Genomic DNA, 15,684 nt, shown 5'->3' with positions numbered 1-15,684 from the left:
TAGGGTAATAGGAGGATGTTTATGCAAAATGAAAGCGGTTTAAAGACAGATAAAAGTAGCCTAGTAAAACGTTGGATTGTTTACATTATTGGTATTTATATGGTGTCACTTGGTGTTAGTTTTGCAATAACAGCAGGGATAGGAATTTCACCTCAAAGTGCTTTTCAAAGAGTTTTCGTCGTGCATATCGATTGGTTAACCCAAGGAAGGGCGAATTTCATTTTAGAGTGTATCATGTTAGTGTTGGCATTTTTAGTGTATAGAAAGGGCTTTAAATTGTACCATATTATGGGGCTGGTTGCTTCAGCAATTATGGCGGTTTTTTTAGACTTCAACTTATCCCTTACATTTGAATACCTAGATCTTCCTGTGTATTGGACTCGACTTTTAACACTTGTTGTTGGAGATGCATTTTTAGCCTTTGGTGTCTTCCTCATGCTTCAATCTGAAGTTGTTCTAATGCCTATTGATAATTTCGTTAATGCTGTTCAGCTAAGGACCGGTTTTAAATGGGGCAACGTTAAAACATTTTTTGACTTGACGTTACTTGCTTTAGCATTAATCTTCGGTCTAATTTTAGCTGGTAAGATTATGTTTATTCGAGAAGGTACTGTCTTAAATGCATTACTTGTCGGACAATATATTAGATTATTTACTTATTTGTATAAGAAAAATAGAGAAAAAAAGGACTTACAAGTCGACTCAAACAAAATAATTCAATCATAGATTGGTTTGGTGTGAACCGTATCAAGAGTAAATAAGTTTTTTTGAAAAAATAACAGCACCCTCTAATTTGAGAGGTGCTGTTTTGTCTCTTTAATATTCTCCTTTAATAACAAAAAACGAGCCCCGAATGGTTCCAGCTAACTTAGACTTCTGCCTAGCAAACTTAAACTTACCTTCTAACTCCTTTGGTACCTCCATGCCTTCAGAAAGCTTAAAACCTACAGCACGCTTCTTAGGGTCATCAACCGTGTACATAACGTTGATGCTAAGGCCATCTTCATAAAAGACGTAGGCAAATTTAATGTTTTCCACTTGAAAACGTGACGTTTCTAAAGGTTTGGCCGCAAACTCAATATCGCGTTCTTCTTTCAAAATTCGGTTCGCATAATCCAGGGTCTCCTGACTTTCGCTAGCGGGTACAACGGTAAATTCATGCTTATATTTGTTCATAAAATAACGTGCTTCATTAGCGCGTAAACCTGCAAGTGCTTCTGCTACTGGTGAAGACTCTAAACCAACTGTAGATACATTTTTAAAATCAACGATATAGGACAATTAAAACTCTCCTTTTTTCACTAATTATTTCCTTACAACAGGAATCCACATTTCACCAAAGACTAAGCCGTTTCGTTGCCCCATCTCAACCGTTGTATTTGGCCCGCCAACGTAGGCAACATCCTTTGCTTCTGGTAAGGCCTGCCCGAAGGCAATGCCTGTAAGCGTATTACTCAATTCTTCGCCTGTCTTTCCTTCTCCCTTTACAACAAGGTATTCCCCTTTTGGAAATTGAATAAGTCTGGACTCCTCTGGTACATTCTCCTCTGTCATCACACCAGCATAATACATCATCTTGTTATTCACCGCTTCGTTCACGGCAAAAATGTAATCATTTGTGGCAATGGATTTTAAAGTATCAAGCCTTCCATCTTCGCTGACAGCTTTCCAAAAGTCCGATTTTTCTTTGTTTATGCCCGCAAAATCTGTGTAATGGCTCTTAAGCTCTGTTCCAATTCCTAAAACGGTAAAACTGTCTTTTTGTTCTAAAGTGTAATTTGCCATGTTCAAAACCATCCTTTTTTTTATTAGTCAAACGACTTGTGTTCTTCATTTGCTAAGTATATGATAACCTTAAATCATGTCAAAAAGTGACACTGTTTAGGAGACCTTATGAAAAAAGTTGAACGGATTAATACCATTATGCGGTATATCAACAACCGCTCCCACTTTACCATTACTGAAATCATGCGGGAATTTAGCATCTCTCGTTCGACAGCTATTAGAGATATTAGAGAAATTGAAGCTATGGGGATGCCACTTGTTGCTGAAGTTGGCAGGGATGGTGGTTATTTTGTTATGAATAACTCTGTCCTGCCTACTGTTCGCTTTACCGATAATGAGATTAAAGCACTTTTTATTGCTTTTATGGCTACAAGAAACCAACAACTCCCTTATCTAAAAAGCCGTCAATCTTTAGCTGAAAAATTACTTGGCCTTATCTCAGAAAACCAACAAGATGACCTTGTTCTCTTAAATCAAATCTTGCTTTTTGAAGGGACCAATCCGAATAATCCCGACCTATTAGATCTGTCAGATCTACCCCAGCCGATGTTAGAAAGGCTTATCCAAATTCTCCTATTGGATAGCTATTTATTGATTACCATCGAAGAAGGGAAGATAATACAGTCTTATCCAATTTATCTTTTGCACCTTTATCGTGAAAAAAGCCTTTGGTTGATTGAAGGCTTTGACTTAAAGGATGAAAAAAGGCGGGTTTTTCATGTCGACAATCTCAATAAAGTCGAACCCTACATGATGAAAAATAAATTAAGTAGGAAAAGGATTTTAGAAAAACTACGTAAGCAGGAGGAAGAAATTAACCTTGTCCTGGAACTTGGTCCGAATGCGATTGCCCAGTTCAAAAAATATCATCCGTTAAAAGTTTCAATTTCCTATACAAATCCTTACCAAACGACAGCCATTTTAACGACCTTTATCGATGTTCATAATTCGGCAGAACTGACCGAAATAACAAATTGGCTACTTTTCCTCGGTGAGGATATCAAGGTCAAAGAATTGCCTCCAGAAGTCTTAGAAGTTTTACAAAAGAGATTAAGTTTATTCTTTCCATAAGGAGTGCCAGTTAAAACCTGATAATTGTACTTGGCTAATTGCTAAAACATTATTTTTAAATCAGCTTTGTAATATTACTAAACAATTTAAATTGAACGTATGATTTCCTTTCTGAGTGAAAGCTTTCGATATACAAGAGCAAGTATCATTGCCGGTAGAGTACAAATGATCATTCCGAGAAAGGCATACCTTGGCTCAATCTCGTATAAATAGCCGCCGAAAATTGTAAACACCGCGGTGCTCCAGCTAAGTGCAAGCGCCGAATACATGCCTTGAGCTTTTGGTACCTGTGCGTGTGAAATGTTGTTGATTAAGTATTTCATAAAGGCAAAATGCCCCATGGCAAACGAGAATGCATGTAAAGTTTGCGCAACACAGAATACAATTACATTTGGAAAGGTAAACACTAATATCCAGCGTATGGAAGAACCAAGTGCCGCTAATATCAACAAAGAGCCTATTGAAAATTTATTGAAGCGTTTATCTGCAATGGAGAAGAAGACAATTTCTGCAATTACAGCAATGTTAATAATGAGACCAATTAGATATATCGGTGCATGGATATCTTGTAAGAAAATATAACCATAGTTGTAATAGGTGGCATGTGCCGCTTGCAGTAAAATAACGATTATGAGCACTAAGCCAAAGTGCTTGATACGGAATAATTGAAATATGCTCACCTTCTGAGTTTGATCTACTTGCGTCTTTTCAGACAATATATCAGGTGCGCGCATAAAACTAAGACATACAAACCCAATTATTCCAAGAAAAAGTGCCCAAAAAATCACCTTATCCCCAAACATTCCTGTAAAAATGGTTAGTATGATTCCGACCGAGACAAACCCAATGGATCCCCACTGGCGACTTCTTCCGTAATGCTGTAGTTGTTTGCTCTTCACTAGAAGGCTTGCAGCACTATCTAATGCAGGCATCAACATTGGGTAAAATAAATGTAAAACGATGGTTACTACTAGTAAGCTAGCATACGAGATTGCCGGAATATAACAGAGTAAAGCAACCAGTGTGCCGATTCCCGCCACATTCAATAGGAGTTTACTGCTAAATTTCCCTGATAAATAAGGAAAGGCAAATAATGTGGACAAACCTCTTGCGACTAAACCGCAGCTCATGATCAAGCTAGCTTGTGAGACTGTAATTCCTTTTGTATAAATCATCCATCCTGACCAAAAAGGTAGAAAAATGCCCCATGTCATAAAAAAACTAAAAAGCGTGTACTCATCCAGCGTTGTGTATTCATTACTTTCCCCCTCAATGATTGGATGATATCATGGAATTACATTTAAAAAATAGGAGATATCTCATATTCTGAGGTGGGAGATGGAAGTTTATAAAGGCGAGAAGAAGAGGTTGTATTTGGAGAATAACTCAATAGCACATCTATTTTCCTTTCAAATTGAAGAGTATTTGGAGGTGCATGAATACAGACGGGATGAATGGATTATCAAAGAGGGCATGAGACCGGACTTTTTATTTTATGTAATGGAAGGAAAGGCAAAAATATATGTAACACATCAAAATGGGAAAGTATCCTTAATTAATATGATTAATACCCATGATTACATTGGGGAAATGGAATTATTAAATGATGTGTATTATACGAAGGGTATTCAAGCATCAACGAAGACAATTTGTTTTGCGCTTCCGTTTCATCGATATCGTACACAATTACTGGAGGATGCAAAATTTCTCCGAGAATTAACCAAATTTTTAAGTGCAAAAGCGACACTTATGGCAGCTAAGTATTCACAAAGCCTCGCTTTCCCACTTGAAAACCGGCTTGCGGACTTTATATTACAAACTGCCGATGAAGGGATTTATAAGGAGAAACACGTAACGGTTTGTGATTATTTAGGTGTATCCTATCGGCACTTACTGCATGTACTTACACAATTTTGTGAGAAAAACTACTTGAAAAAGGATGGAAGGAACTATCAAATTTTACAATACCATTCTTTATATGAACTTGCGGAGATGTTGAGGAATAACTAACCATTTGGATCCATCACGAACCGGACTATAGGTAAATGAAGGTTATAAGAATATAAATTAAGCAAAATTTAAGCTTCGATTGGTATAGTTAATCCACTATTCACTATTGAACAAACAGTTGATTGGAGGATTAGTTGATGGTGAACTCGAGAAAATTAAAGATTTTACTTACTGCCTCGGTGATCGGATTAGGATCGGTTAGTTACATACCTTATTCTTTTGCAGAAAGTGTAACAGCAATCCAAACTGCCCAGAAGTCTAATCTATTATCGGAATTGGAAATTAGTGGGCTGAAACTTGACCAAGCTTTCTCATCGGATGTAAAGGTATACTCCGCTACGGTGGAAAATAAGGTTCAGGAGATTAATTTGCTTTTAAAAAGTAATACTTCGAGTGCTCAAATTACCGTTAACGGAAAAAATGTAGGAAATGGAACTTCCGAAACGTATTCACTTAAAACTGGAGAAAATCTTTTTCTAATTACAGTTAATAACGGAACGAATGAATCTAGTACGTATAAACTTACAATTACTAGAGAGCAGAATGGAGATAATTCACTAAAACATATTGAACTATCAGATGGGGTGCTATCCCCACGTTTTTCTCCAAGTACTACTACCTATAACATTGAAGGTTTAAACAACGAAGAGAGGATCAAAATTATTCCGACTGCTATGAAAAAGACTTCGACCATTAAGATCAATAATAAATCAGTCACAAAGAATGGGATGACAGTGAATGTTCCTGTCGGTGAAAGCACTATTCGCATTACGGTAACAGCAGAAAATGGGGAGTCAAAAACGTATAACTTTCATGTCAAACGATTAAAGAGTAATGATAAGTCACCAGGTAAATCACCTGGCAAGTCAACCCCTGGTACCACTATTAGTACTAAACCATCAATTGGTCCAACGACCAGCACAAATCGTAATACAAACATACAACAAAACAATCAAAAAGGTGGCCAAGCTGTTACAGTGCAGAAAACAACAGCAGGTACACCACAACAGTTGCCTAGTACGACGGAACAAAAAACAAGTAAGGCGATGCTTTCATCTCTCACAGTTTCAACAGGTACATGGGATAGTACATTTGTTAAGGATGAATTTACTTACCATATCGCAGTAGATAAAGAAACCAAAAATGTCACAATTTCACCAGTAGCAGTGCACAGTAGTTCAACGATAAAGATTGAAGGCGAAACTAAAAAAACTATCCAATTAGATGAAGGTAACAAAACGGTTATTTCTGTGGTCGTCCAATATGATGACGATGATCGAAAAACCTATGTTCTTGTATTTGATAGGTAGTCATATGCAGATTATTCTGCTGAAGAAGATTCGGAATTTAAAGAAAGTAAACTAAAAAGTGGAAGTAAATGGGGATAGAATGAGGTTAGTCTTAAAAGTGGACACTGGAAAACGAGATTTAGTTTATAATTGAATCAACATTTAAAAGGACGTGTTCACATGGGGAAGCATCATTCACAAGAATACAAAGAGTATGTTTCAAAGTTAGTTGTGGAGGAAGGCAGAAAAGCAACAGAAGTTGCCTATGAGCTTGAGATCCCTTATAAGACCCTCATTATCTGGGTTAAGGCATACAGGGAGAAATTGAACAGTAAGAAGCCAGATTATATTACACCCAAAGAACTGGAAGATCTTAAGAAACAACACGAAAGGGAAATAGAACAGTTAAGAGAGGAAAATGAAATCCTAAAAAAGGCCATGCACATCTTCACAAAAAGCCAAAAGTAATTTACGCCTTCATTCAAGCCCACTCAGATGAATACGCTGTGTGGAAGATGTGTAAAGTTTTAGAAGTATCAACTAGTGGGTACTACAAGTGGCTAAGGGTCCAGAATAATCCTCTTTCTAAGAAGGAATATTACCGTTTAGAGATCCAACAAAAAATTAGTAGATCTTTTCACGAGAGTTACGGAACCTATGGAAGCCCTAGAGTTCACGATGACCTAATGGAATGGGGGTATAGTATTTCGCAAAAAACAGTGGCACGAATGATGAAGGAAATGGGGTTAAGAGCTACTCCAATAGAAAAGTACGTAGTTACTACAGATTCTAATCATGATTTAACTATTTACCTAACCTACTTAACCGACAATTTGATGTAGAGGAACCCAATAAGGTTTGGGTAGCTGACATTACATATATTTGGACGTTGGAAGGATGGCTGTACTTATCGTCGATTATGGATTTATTCTCTAGAAAAATTGTAGGGTGGAGTCTTGCCACTCACATGAAAAAGGAGTTAGCCATACAAGCGTTAAATATGGCGATTGTTTCAAGGCAGCCCGAAGACGGGTTTATTCATCATTCTGATCGCGGCTCTCAATATTGTTCGCATGATTACATTGATATCTTGAAAGAACAGAATGCACAAATAAGCATGAGTAAAAAAGGTGACCCATACGATAACGCCTGCATTGAATCATTCCATGCCACAATCAAAAAAGATTTAATTTACAGAAGACGCTTTAAAACAAGAGAGGAAGCTGTAAAGGCAATAAATTACTATATTAGTAGTTTTTATAATGGAAAAAGAAAACATACCACTTTGGATAATTGTTCTCCTAACCAATTCGAGAAAAAACAGCAACAAAATGAAGTGGAGTATACCTCATAAATTAGCCATTTGGTGTTAGAAATAATCAGTCGTGGTTTTGGACTGATTATTTCTAACACCCCAGCAAACGAAGTGCGGTAGTGTTTTATTAAAAAAGTCTCGATTTTTATTGTCTACTTTCTTGACAGAAGACCAGTTTTCGTTGCACCCCCAATAATTCCGACTGCCATTGGGACTTCTAACGTTCCTACTAAATTCCCTTCATTATTTAACTCCCAAGTCGTAAGGGAACGATATCTTCCAGTTCTAGAAGCATATGCGTGTGCCCCTGCTTCTACAGCACGTGTGTCATTCCCGGTTGCCAGAACTACTGAGGTAATTCCGTTCATGACCCCTTTATTATGTGTTGCTGCACGATAAGGATCTGCATCAGCAAATTCAAAAGCGCTTACAATATTTTTTACAATCTCTTCTCCCCCCAACATTTCTGAAGAAAAAACTCCTCGGGCTCTAACAACTCGTTTATCAGCTAGATTCGTTATAATACGTAAAACAACTCTTCCCCCGGTAATTTTCTCAATTAATGGAGAAACAGATTCCGCCATTGTATTTACTGCATTTGCTCCCATCGCATCCTTTGTATCCACTATTAAATGGATAACTAGCATTGTTTCCTTAACAGTGTTTACTAGATGTACCTCAATATCTTTTACTCCCCCTCCTAAGCTCACCAAGGTAGGATCTTTTAAATTGCATTGTTCAATAATTTCCTCTTTGTTCTCAAATATCCTTGCTCTTGCTGCATATGGATCACAAATATCTAACACTTGAATCTGTCCGCGCATGATTGTTCCGGAAGTTGCTGTGTGAATACCGCCTAAATCATATGCTGCCCTAGCGGCATTACTTGCTGCCGCAATGACGGAAGGTTCCTCTGTAGCCATCGGAATAAAAACATCCTTACCGTTTACTTTAAAATTGGCAGCAACTCCTAACGGAATACCAATTTGTCCAATCACATTCTCAACCATAGCGTCAGCTAAATCCAACGTCATACCATTAGACAATACATTTATTTCATCCTCTGTTAAATCTATTCCTTTAGTAATAAGATCTACTCTTTCATCTACTGATAATTGATAGAAACCCTTTACTCTTGAAATAACCATCATATGGCCCCCTTTGAAAATAGTTTCCTATAATTCAACTTTGTTGAATAAGATATATATAATTTATAATAGTATAAATATTTTGTAAAGGGGGTTTCCACTCAAGTAGTATTTTTATTTATTTTTAACGACTTATGAGCCAAGTTTATTCTTCAACATAAATGGTTAATACTTTTGAAACCTCCTGACTATTGCTGATAAATATATGTGGTTTTCTTCCTGAAAAATAAGCTGAATCCCCTTCAACCAAGTTATAAATAACCCCATCATAAATTAGTTTGATGGCCCCAGTAAGAACATATATAAACTCGTCATTATTATGGAGATACGGCTCAACTTCTTCTGCACCCTGTAAGACAGTAACAATCGTAGGATTAATATTACTCATAAAACTTTTATTTGCTAATAACTCATAGTCGTAGCCAATTTCATTTTTAGCGACATTTTCTTTCCGATCACTTTTTCTTACAATGGATAATCCTTCATGCTCTTCCTGAATAACAAACCAAGACATGGGGGAATCCAAAGTTTCAGCAATACTTGAGAGAGTTACTAAACTAGGAGTAGCAACACCATTTTCAATTTTCGAAATATGACTTTTTGTAATCCCTACTAATTCAGCAAGAGCAGCTTGTGTAAGTTTTTTCTTTGTTCTCATTTGTTTAATTCTCTTGCCAAGTTCTTTAGGTCCCATTTTTTAATATCCTCCATTAATTTATCTTGTTTAGCTTCAATTCTAAAAATAACAAATTAAATAAGAACCGTGAAGTATTTGTGTGAATAATAAATAACAAAAATTTATGAGATGACAAACTAACAATATTGTGCAATAATATACCTTAATTAAATACTGGTACCTTTAATTCAGTCCAGAGAGGCTGACAAGGACAGCGGAAATAATGAGCATTGCTTGGGTAGCCTAAGTGTAGGATATCTATTGTTCATTTTGTAGAAAAAGCTTCTTGTCAGGTATTGGCAAGAAGCTTTTTTTATTTCCTAATCGTCTAAATTATCGAAGTCTTCTTCGGTACCAGTTTCTAATCAACTAATTTATTGGGGGAATTGGTATGTCAAATGTAGATAAAGAGTTCTCGTTTCAGGCTGTGCCTCAGACGAATCGTAATGGTTTTTGGAAGATTCTTGCGGTCATGCTCTCTTTCACCTTTTTTTCAGCGAGTATGTGGTCTGGAGGGACGTTAGGAAGCGGGTTGACGCTTGTCCAGTTCATTTGGATTGTACTGACAGGGAATTTCATTTTGGGCTTATATACAGGTGCATTGGCTTATATTGCAGCAAAAACGGGGTTATCCACCCATTTGTTGACGAAATATGCCTTTGGAGATAAAGGTTCATATTTATCTTCATTTTTATTAGCTACAACCCAGGTAGGATGGTTCGGTGTCGGTCTTGCGATGTTTGCTGTTCCGGTAGAAAAAGCGACTGGGATTAATGTGTATGTGCTAATTGCTATATTAGGTTTAATGATGACGGCGTCAGCGATATTTGGAATAAAGGCCTTAACCGTATTAGGGTTTGTCGCGGTTCCTGCAATTGCCATTTTCGGGAGTTATTCAATGTTTGATGCAGCTGGAACGATTGGCGGACTTAAAGGGTTGCTTGACTATGAACCAACTCAGACAATGGGTCTTGCAGCAGCATTAACGGTTTGTATCGGCTCCTTTATTAGTGGTGGTACGCTTACGCCGGATTTTGCCCGTTTTGCTAAAACATCACGTTCAGCAGTAACGGCGATTGTAATTGCCTTCTTTCTTGGAAACACCCTGATGTTTTTATTCGGTGCAATCGGAGCCATTGCTTTTGGAAAATCAGATGTTTCGGATGTTATGTTTTTACAAGGGCTCATTGTTCCGGCCATTATTGTCCTTGGATTAAATATTTGGACAACCAATGATAGCGCGTTATATGCTTCAGGATTAGGGTTTGCCAATATTACAAAAATATCGAAGCATAAAGTGGTTGTCTTTAACGGAATTGTCGGTACAATTGCAGCCATGTGGCTTTATAATAACTTTGTTGGATTTTTGACGATTTTAGGCTCCACATTGCCATCGATTGGAGCGATTATATTAGCAGATTATTTTATCTTAAAACGTGGAAAATATGAACCATTTGAAACGATGAGATTTAAAGCAGTTAACTGGGTTTCGATCTTTGCATGGGTAGGTGGGGTTGCCATTGCAAAATTTGTACCGGGTATCCCTCCGATCAATGCATTATTAGGATCTGCCATTATTTATGTTGTTGTGATGAAATGTCTGCCTCAGAAAAAGGAAGAAATGAGTAAAATAAATGATAAGGGTGGGGTAATCGGTGATTATTAAAAATGCAAAGCTTAGAGGAAAAGATGGACTGTGGCACTTATTAATCGAAGACTGCAAGTTCAATAAAGTGACGCAAACACTTGGAGATATTGAAGGAAAGGAAGTCATTGATGTAAATGGGTCACTTGTGCTTCCTCCGTTTATTGAGCCACATATCCATTTAGATACAACGCTAACAGCTGGTGAACCGGAGTGGAATAAAAGCGGCACCTTGTTTGAAGGGATCCAAAGATGGGCGCAGCGAAAAGAGTCATTAACAAGTGAAGATGTGAAAACAAGAGCGAAACATGCATTAAAATGGCAAATGGCTCAAGGGATTCAGCACGTTCGCACACATGTAGATGTAACAGATCCAGAATTAACAGCTTTAAAAGCAATGCTTGAAGTAAAGGAAGAATTGGCATCCTTCGTAGATATTCAACTTGTTGCTTTTCCGCAAGAAGGCATCCTTTCCTATCCAAATGGAGTTGAACTGCTTGAGGAATCATTGAAGATGGGTGCGGATGTAGTGGGGGGAATTCCTCATTTTGAATTTACGAGAGAATATGGAGTGGATTCATTAAAAATAGCCTTTGACCTTGCTGAAAAGTATAACCGATTAGTTGATATTCATTGCGATGAAATCGATGATGAACAATCACGCTTTGTTGAGGTTGTCGCAAAAGAGGCATACGAACGTGGAATAGGTACTCGCACTACAGCAAGCCATACAACGGCAATGGGCTCATACAATGATGCTTATACGTATAAGTTATTCCGCCTATTAAAACTTTCTTCCATTAATTTTGTATCGAATCCACTTGTGAATATTCACCTTCAAGGGAGATTTGATACGTATCCAAAAAGAAGAGGGCTAACACGGGTAAAAGAGTTGCAGGAAGCTGGGCTAAATATTTGCTTCGGTCACGATGATATTTTTGACCCATGGTATCCTCTTGGAACAGGAAATATGCTTCAAGTATTGCATATGGGTATCCATGCTTCACAATTAATGGGCTATGAGCAAATTGTTAATTCAATTGATTTAATTACAAAAAATAGTGCTAAGACGTTACAAATTGAAGAGAATTACGGAATTGAGGAAGGTAAACCCGCTAATTTCATTGTCTTATCCGCGGAAAATGAATATGAAGCCATTCGTAAGCAAGCGGTTGTTACGTATTCCTTCAGAAATGGTAAGGTGATCGCCAAAACAAAGCCAAGTGAAGCAACGATCACTTTAGATCATGTTGAAGAGAAAGTTAATTTTAATCGATAGAAGACAATTATGCGCAACTTTAATTGAGTTGCGCTTTTTTTGTGGACAGGCACTACACTATCGAACAATGCCAAAAAGAATAGGCTGTCGAAATTCGACAGCCTGAGCTTTTCTCAATAAACAACGACTGGATCGTACGTACTGAGATTATCATACACAGCTTTCATAATCCTTGGAGGGGTGTTCACACAACCGCCCGATCCTTCATTAAGATAGGCTTTTTTTGACCAGTTCTTCCGCCAGCCGGCATCGTGGAACCCTTGGCCACTGTTTGTGAATGGAGCCCAGTATTTTACATCAACGGCGTATTCTCCTTTACCTACAGCAGTGCCCTTGAGGGTATAGGGTGTTCGCTTATAAAGGATATACCAAATTCCTGGTGAGGTATCTTCACCGGTGCTATGTTTACCGGTCACTACATCCGTGGAGACAACTAATTTTCCATTTTTGTAAATCCAAATATGCTGCTTAGCAATTGATACTTCAGCATATGTGTTGCCAATACCATGATTCGCAGTCGTTTCATAGCCGATGCCTTCGTTGCTCCAGCCTTTTCCGTAAATATTGGAGGCGGAAATCGAATTGTCTCCTTTTTCGAAAGCTTTCTGAATCCTTGCTGTTTCCTTTTCAACATTGATTGCCCAGCCATAACCTTCTGCTTTTACGGAAATTTTCTTCCCTGAATGGGTTTTAAATGTAAAGTTTTTATCTAATGTTGATTGAGAACGATTAATTTTGTCTATCTTCTTTTTAATGTCACTCGTGGTGATTGTCATTTTCTTATCGTTCGACACGGAGGCATTTTTAATTAATTCACTTGCCTTTAAGGGATAAACTTTGTCCTGTACCTTGTAATCAACTGTTTGTTGCAGGAGATACGCTAACATTTTCTCCTTTTCCTTTATAATCGGACTGTCCTTTTTGATTGGTTTTAATAATAAAGGTTTCAGATGGATATCACTCGTATATTTCTGTTTCTTATATTCTTCTAAAAGACCATTGATATCATACTGTTCACCATCTTTACTATCGGTAATAACAATTTTACCTTGTTTTAATTTGGCATCCGCATCCTGGGGTGCCTTTAAGTTTTTATTCATTGCTAGAAGTTTCTTCTCTATTTGCTTTTCCATCGCTTCACTTCGAAACTTATCCGTTTTTTTTGGTATCAACGAATAGTTTTTTTTCTTGAAGGAAGGAAAAAGTGTCCACTGGCTTTTCAATAATTTCTTAATCTCAGGCAGATCCTTAGCTGTAAATGCCATCCGCGTCGGTTTCGCATCTAAAATTTGTTGTTTTCCGATGAAGACTCTATTTTTTAATTCAGCTGTTTTTAATTTATTTACTACCTGATCAGCCGTGAGTCCACCGACTTCAATGCTATTAATCTTAATCTGTGAATTAAAACGGGTTGCCTGATAAAAGCTCATTCCAGCAAAAAGGAGCGCAATAAAGAAGATAATTCCAATAATAATGAATTTACGTTTTGCAGGTTTTTTATATCGCTGACTTCGTTTTTTATTTATTACTTCCATTTCATTTAACGCATTCATAAATATTCCCTCCGCCACTTATAGCTTAGCTTTTAACGCCCTTTAACTTTTCATCTCAGACTTTAGTAGTTTTTCTTACTATTAAGATATACCTATTATACTATCAAATTCCGTTGTTACAAATTGTATGAAATGGAAGTAACTACAGAATTATAATGTAGTTGCTCTTTATTAATATGATAAAAGAATTTTTGTTATGATCACCTACTAAAACCTTATGTTTTTTCATCCTTACTTGAAACATGGAAATAGGTGAATTGATAAAATTAAAGGAGAAGTTGTACATGTTCAAAAGACGCCAAAAATTGGGTTTGGTAAATAAGCGGATAAATTTCCCTTAATTAAGAAATAGCAATGAAAATACCCTATATAGGTGGAAAAATTCCGACTATTGACTCAAAAACCGTGAAAAAAGGAAATTTTGCTTTGCTTAATCGGAAAACCTCCGCTTATTCACCCCGAACCGGGCTCTATTCTGCTGTTTAACCGGAAAATATCCGCTTATGTTGATTATCTTTGGTTGCTCCAAAGGAATTAATTATCTACTCAAGAAATAAAGTCGACATACCAACTAGCTTGTTGATAACAACAATTGCCAAGATGATTTTTAAGCTGCAATTTTTCTTGCTAATTAAAGTAGTAATATCCCCTAATCATTTGATATATAGGAAAATAAGAGACCAAATCCTATGCGATTTGGTCTACTAATTTAGCATACTATTTGGTATGTTTCTCCCGGTTACGATTTTGCCGGGTTTTCCATTAATGTATGAAAGCCTATTCTCCCCAAACTTCCTTTGCGATTTGAACAACATGGCGTAATTTATTCCATTGTTCTTCTTCTGTTAGGATGTTTCCTTCTTCAGTAGAAGCAAAACCACATTGTGGACTCAAGCAAAGTTGATTGATATTCACATATTGTGTTGCTTCTTCAATTCTTCTTTTAATTTCATCTGCATCTTCGAGTTCAGGAGTTTTAGAAGTGATTAGGCCCAATACGACATGTTGGTCTTTAATGAATCGCAACGGCGCAAAGTCTCCAGATCGCTCATTATCATATTCTAAGAAGAAGGCGTCTACATTAACACGGGAAAATAATTCTTTTGCAATTGGTCCATATCCACCTTGATATAGCCAAGAAGATTTGAAATTCCCGCGACAAATATGAATAGTAATTGCCATATTTTCCGGTTTGTTGGCTACAGCTTCAACAGTAATATCAGCAAATTTTTTCACTAGCTCATCTGGGTCAAATCCTTGAGCCTTTATTTTATCTCGGAAAACATCACTGAATAATGCTCCCCAGCTTGTATCATCTAATTGTAAATAGCGACAACCCGCTTCGTAAAAAGCTTGAATGGCATCTTGATAGACTTTAATAATATCTTTAGCCACTTCATCAAGTGAAGGATAAGTAGGATTACTTAAATAAGGTTCGCTTCCAACTACACCAGAATAGAAAATCATATTAGGACCCGGGATTGTAATTTTTGCGACGTGGTCACCAGCAATGCTTTTCAAATATGCGAAATCCTCCAAAAATGGATGATCCTTCGGGAAGTTTAATTTTGAATCAACTGTATATGCTTCTGCTTTTTTCATCGCACCATTAAATGCACCAGTTAGGTCTATTTCATAAACACGTATTCCTTCAATAGCTCTAATGAAATCCAAATGCCACCATCTTCTTCTGAATTCACCATCTGTTACGGCCCTCAGACCTACTTCTTTTTGCTTTTCAACAATTCTAGCAATCTCAATATCCTCAATCGAACGTAGTTCTTTCTTTGTTATGTCACCTTTCTGATATTGTGCTCTTGCATCTTTTAGTGCTTGTGGACGCAAGAAGCTCCCTACGTGGTCTGATCTAAATGGTGCTTTCGTAATTGTGTTAATCAATTTGGACAACCCCT

At 37.1% G+C, this 15,684-nt stretch carries 14 protein-coding genes and 2 pseudogenes; 9 read left to right on the top strand and 7 right to left on the bottom strand.

The window, feature by feature from the left end; all coding sequences use genetic code 11:
• Positions 1–21 precede the first annotated feature (21 nt).
• Positions 22–726, top strand: a complete 705-nt coding sequence (locus tag I5776_RS21020; RefSeq protein ID WP_202778408.1) for a YczE/YyaS/YitT family protein — start codon at positions 22–24, stop codon at positions 724–726.
• A gap of 90 nt (positions 727–816) precedes the next feature.
• Here the strand turns inward: I5776_RS21020 and I5776_RS21015 are convergent, their stop codons facing one another.
• Both I5776_RS21015 and I5776_RS21010 read right to left on the bottom strand, forming a co-directional pair.
• Positions 817–1,281: a DUF8821 family protein gene (locus I5776_RS21015; RefSeq protein WP_202778407.1), complete on the bottom strand. Its 465-nt coding sequence runs from the start codon at positions 1,279–1,281 to the stop codon at positions 817–819.
• A gap of 24 nt (positions 1,282–1,305) precedes the next feature.
• A complete protein-coding gene (locus I5776_RS21010) occupies positions 1,306–1,785 on the bottom strand; it encodes a GyrI-like domain-containing protein (protein ID WP_202778406.1) in 480 nt (159 codons plus the stop codon).
• 108 nt (positions 1,786–1,893) lie between these two features.
• Between I5776_RS21010 and I5776_RS21005 the strand changes: the two genes are divergently transcribed.
• Positions 1,894–2,856, top strand: coding sequence for a helix-turn-helix transcriptional regulator (locus tag I5776_RS21005; protein ID WP_202778405.1), 963 nt, complete (start codon positions 1,894–1,896; stop codon positions 2,854–2,856).
• 86 nt (positions 2,857–2,942) lie between these two features.
• Here I5776_RS21005 and I5776_RS21000 read toward each other — a convergent pair.
• A pseudogene (locus tag I5776_RS21000) lies at positions 2,943–4,114 on the bottom strand (MFS transporter).
• An 80-nt stretch (positions 4,115–4,194) separates the two neighbouring features.
• Here I5776_RS21000 and yeiL point away from each other — a divergent pair.
• The 5 genes and pseudogenes from yeiL to I5776_RS20975 all read left to right on the top strand — a co-directional run.
• The gene (gene yeiL, locus I5776_RS20995; RefSeq protein WP_202778404.1) at positions 4,195–4,866 is read left to right on the top strand and encodes a transcriptional regulator YeiL; all 672 of its coding nucleotides are present in this window, start codon (positions 4,195–4,197) and stop codon (positions 4,864–4,866) included.
• A gap of 137 nt (positions 4,867–5,003) precedes the next feature.
• Positions 5,004–6,176 carry a cadherin-like beta sandwich domain-containing protein gene (locus I5776_RS20990; protein ID WP_202778403.1) on the top strand — a complete coding sequence of 391 codons (1,173 nt, stop codon included), beginning with the start codon at positions 5,004–5,006 and terminating at the stop codon, positions 6,174–6,176.
• A gap of 159 nt (positions 6,177–6,335) precedes the next feature.
• Entirely contained in the window at positions 6,336–6,623 is a 288-nt protein-coding gene (locus I5776_RS20985) for a transposase (protein WP_202778402.1), read from the top strand.
• A 47-nt stretch (positions 6,624–6,670) separates the two neighbouring features.
• Positions 6,671–6,997 carry an IS3 family transposase gene (locus I5776_RS20980; protein ID WP_202778401.1) on the top strand — a complete coding sequence of 109 codons (327 nt, stop codon included), beginning with the start codon at positions 6,671–6,673 and terminating at the stop codon, positions 6,995–6,997.
• Between the two features lie 26 nt (positions 6,998–7,023).
• Positions 7,024–7,509, top strand: a pseudogene (locus I5776_RS20975) (IS3 family transposase); the annotation flags it as partial.
• A 113-nt stretch (positions 7,510–7,622) separates the two neighbouring features.
• On the opposite strand, the gene I5776_RS20970 reads toward I5776_RS20975, so the two are convergent.
• Positions 7,623–8,618, bottom strand: coding sequence for a hydroxymethylglutaryl-CoA reductase, degradative (locus I5776_RS20970; RefSeq protein WP_246483861.1), 996 nt, complete (start codon positions 8,616–8,618; stop codon positions 7,623–7,625).
• A gap of 145 nt (positions 8,619–8,763) precedes the next feature.
• Entirely contained in the window at positions 8,764–9,312 is a 549-nt protein-coding gene (locus I5776_RS20965) for a helix-turn-helix domain-containing protein (protein ID WP_202778400.1), read from the bottom strand.
• Between the two features lie 373 nt (positions 9,313–9,685).
• Between I5776_RS20965 and codB the strand changes: the two genes are divergently transcribed.
• Positions 9,686–10,960 (top strand): cytosine permease, encoded by a 1,275-nt coding sequence (gene codB, locus I5776_RS20960; protein ID WP_202778399.1) that lies wholly within the window; start codon positions 9,686–9,688, stop codon positions 10,958–10,960.
• The gene (locus I5776_RS20955; protein ID WP_202778398.1) at positions 10,950–12,218 is read left to right on the top strand and encodes a cytosine deaminase; all 1,269 of its coding nucleotides are present in this window, start codon (positions 10,950–10,952) and stop codon (positions 12,216–12,218) included. Before codB ends, I5776_RS20955 begins: the two co-directional genes overlap by 11 nt.
• A 113-nt stretch (positions 12,219–12,331) precedes the next feature.
• Here the strand turns inward: I5776_RS20955 and I5776_RS20950 are convergent, their stop codons facing one another.
• Both I5776_RS20950 and I5776_RS20945 read right to left on the bottom strand, forming a co-directional pair.
• Positions 12,332–13,771, bottom strand: a complete 1,440-nt coding sequence (locus I5776_RS20950) for a L,D-transpeptidase family protein (protein ID WP_202778397.1) — start codon at positions 13,769–13,771, stop codon at positions 12,332–12,334.
• Positions 13,772–14,548: 777 nt separating this feature from the next.
• Positions 14,549–15,670 carry a 5-methyltetrahydropteroyltriglutamate--homocysteine S-methyltransferase gene (locus I5776_RS20945; protein ID WP_425490310.1) on the bottom strand — a complete coding sequence of 374 codons (1,122 nt, stop codon included), beginning with the start codon at positions 15,668–15,670 and terminating at the stop codon, positions 14,549–14,551.
• Positions 15,671–15,684: the final 14 nt, after the last annotated feature.

The sequence above is a fragment of the Heyndrickxia vini genome (assembly GCF_016772275.1).
Taxonomy (GTDB): Bacteria; Bacillota; Bacilli; order Bacillales; family Bacillaceae_C; genus Heyndrickxia; species Heyndrickxia vini.
Note: the sequence above shows the minus strand (reverse complement) of the source record. Positions and strands in the feature narration are given on the sequence as shown.

Bases quoted from the DNA above. Each gene is read 5' to 3' on its own strand.
- I5776_RS21020 (WP_202778408.1), top strand. From the start codon at position 22: ATGCAAAATGAAAGCGGTTTAAAGACAGATAAAAGTAGCCTAGTAAAA.
- I5776_RS21010 (WP_202778406.1), bottom strand. From the start codon at position 1,785: ATGGCAAATTACACTTTAGAACAAAAAGACAGTTTTACCGTTTTAGGA.
- I5776_RS21005 (WP_202778405.1), top strand. From the start codon at position 1,894: ATGAAAAAAGTTGAACGGATTAATACCATTATGCGGTATATCAACAAC.
- yeiL (WP_202778404.1), top strand. From the start codon at position 4,195: ATGGAAGTTTATAAAGGCGAGAAGAAGAGGTTGTATTTGGAGAATAAC.
- I5776_RS20990 (WP_202778403.1), top strand. From the start codon at position 5,004: ATGGTGAACTCGAGAAAATTAAAGATTTTACTTACTGCCTCGGTGATC.
- I5776_RS20985 (WP_202778402.1), top strand. From the start codon at position 6,336: ATGGGGAAGCATCATTCACAAGAATACAAAGAGTATGTTTCAAAGTTA.
- I5776_RS20980 (WP_202778401.1), top strand. From the start codon at position 6,671: ATGTGTAAAGTTTTAGAAGTATCAACTAGTGGGTACTACAAGTGGCTA.
- I5776_RS20970 (WP_246483861.1), bottom strand. From the start codon at position 8,618: ATGGTTATTTCAAGAGTAAAGGGTTTCTATCAATTATCAGTAGATGAA.
- I5776_RS20965 (WP_202778400.1), bottom strand. From the start codon at position 9,312: ATGGGACCTAAAGAACTTGGCAAGAGAATTAAACAAATGAGAACAAAG.
- codB (WP_202778399.1), top strand. From the start codon at position 9,686: ATGTCAAATGTAGATAAAGAGTTCTCGTTTCAGGCTGTGCCTCAGACG.
- I5776_RS20950 (WP_202778397.1), bottom strand. From the start codon at position 13,771: ATGAATGCGTTAAATGAAATGGAAGTAATAAATAAAAAACGAAGTCAG.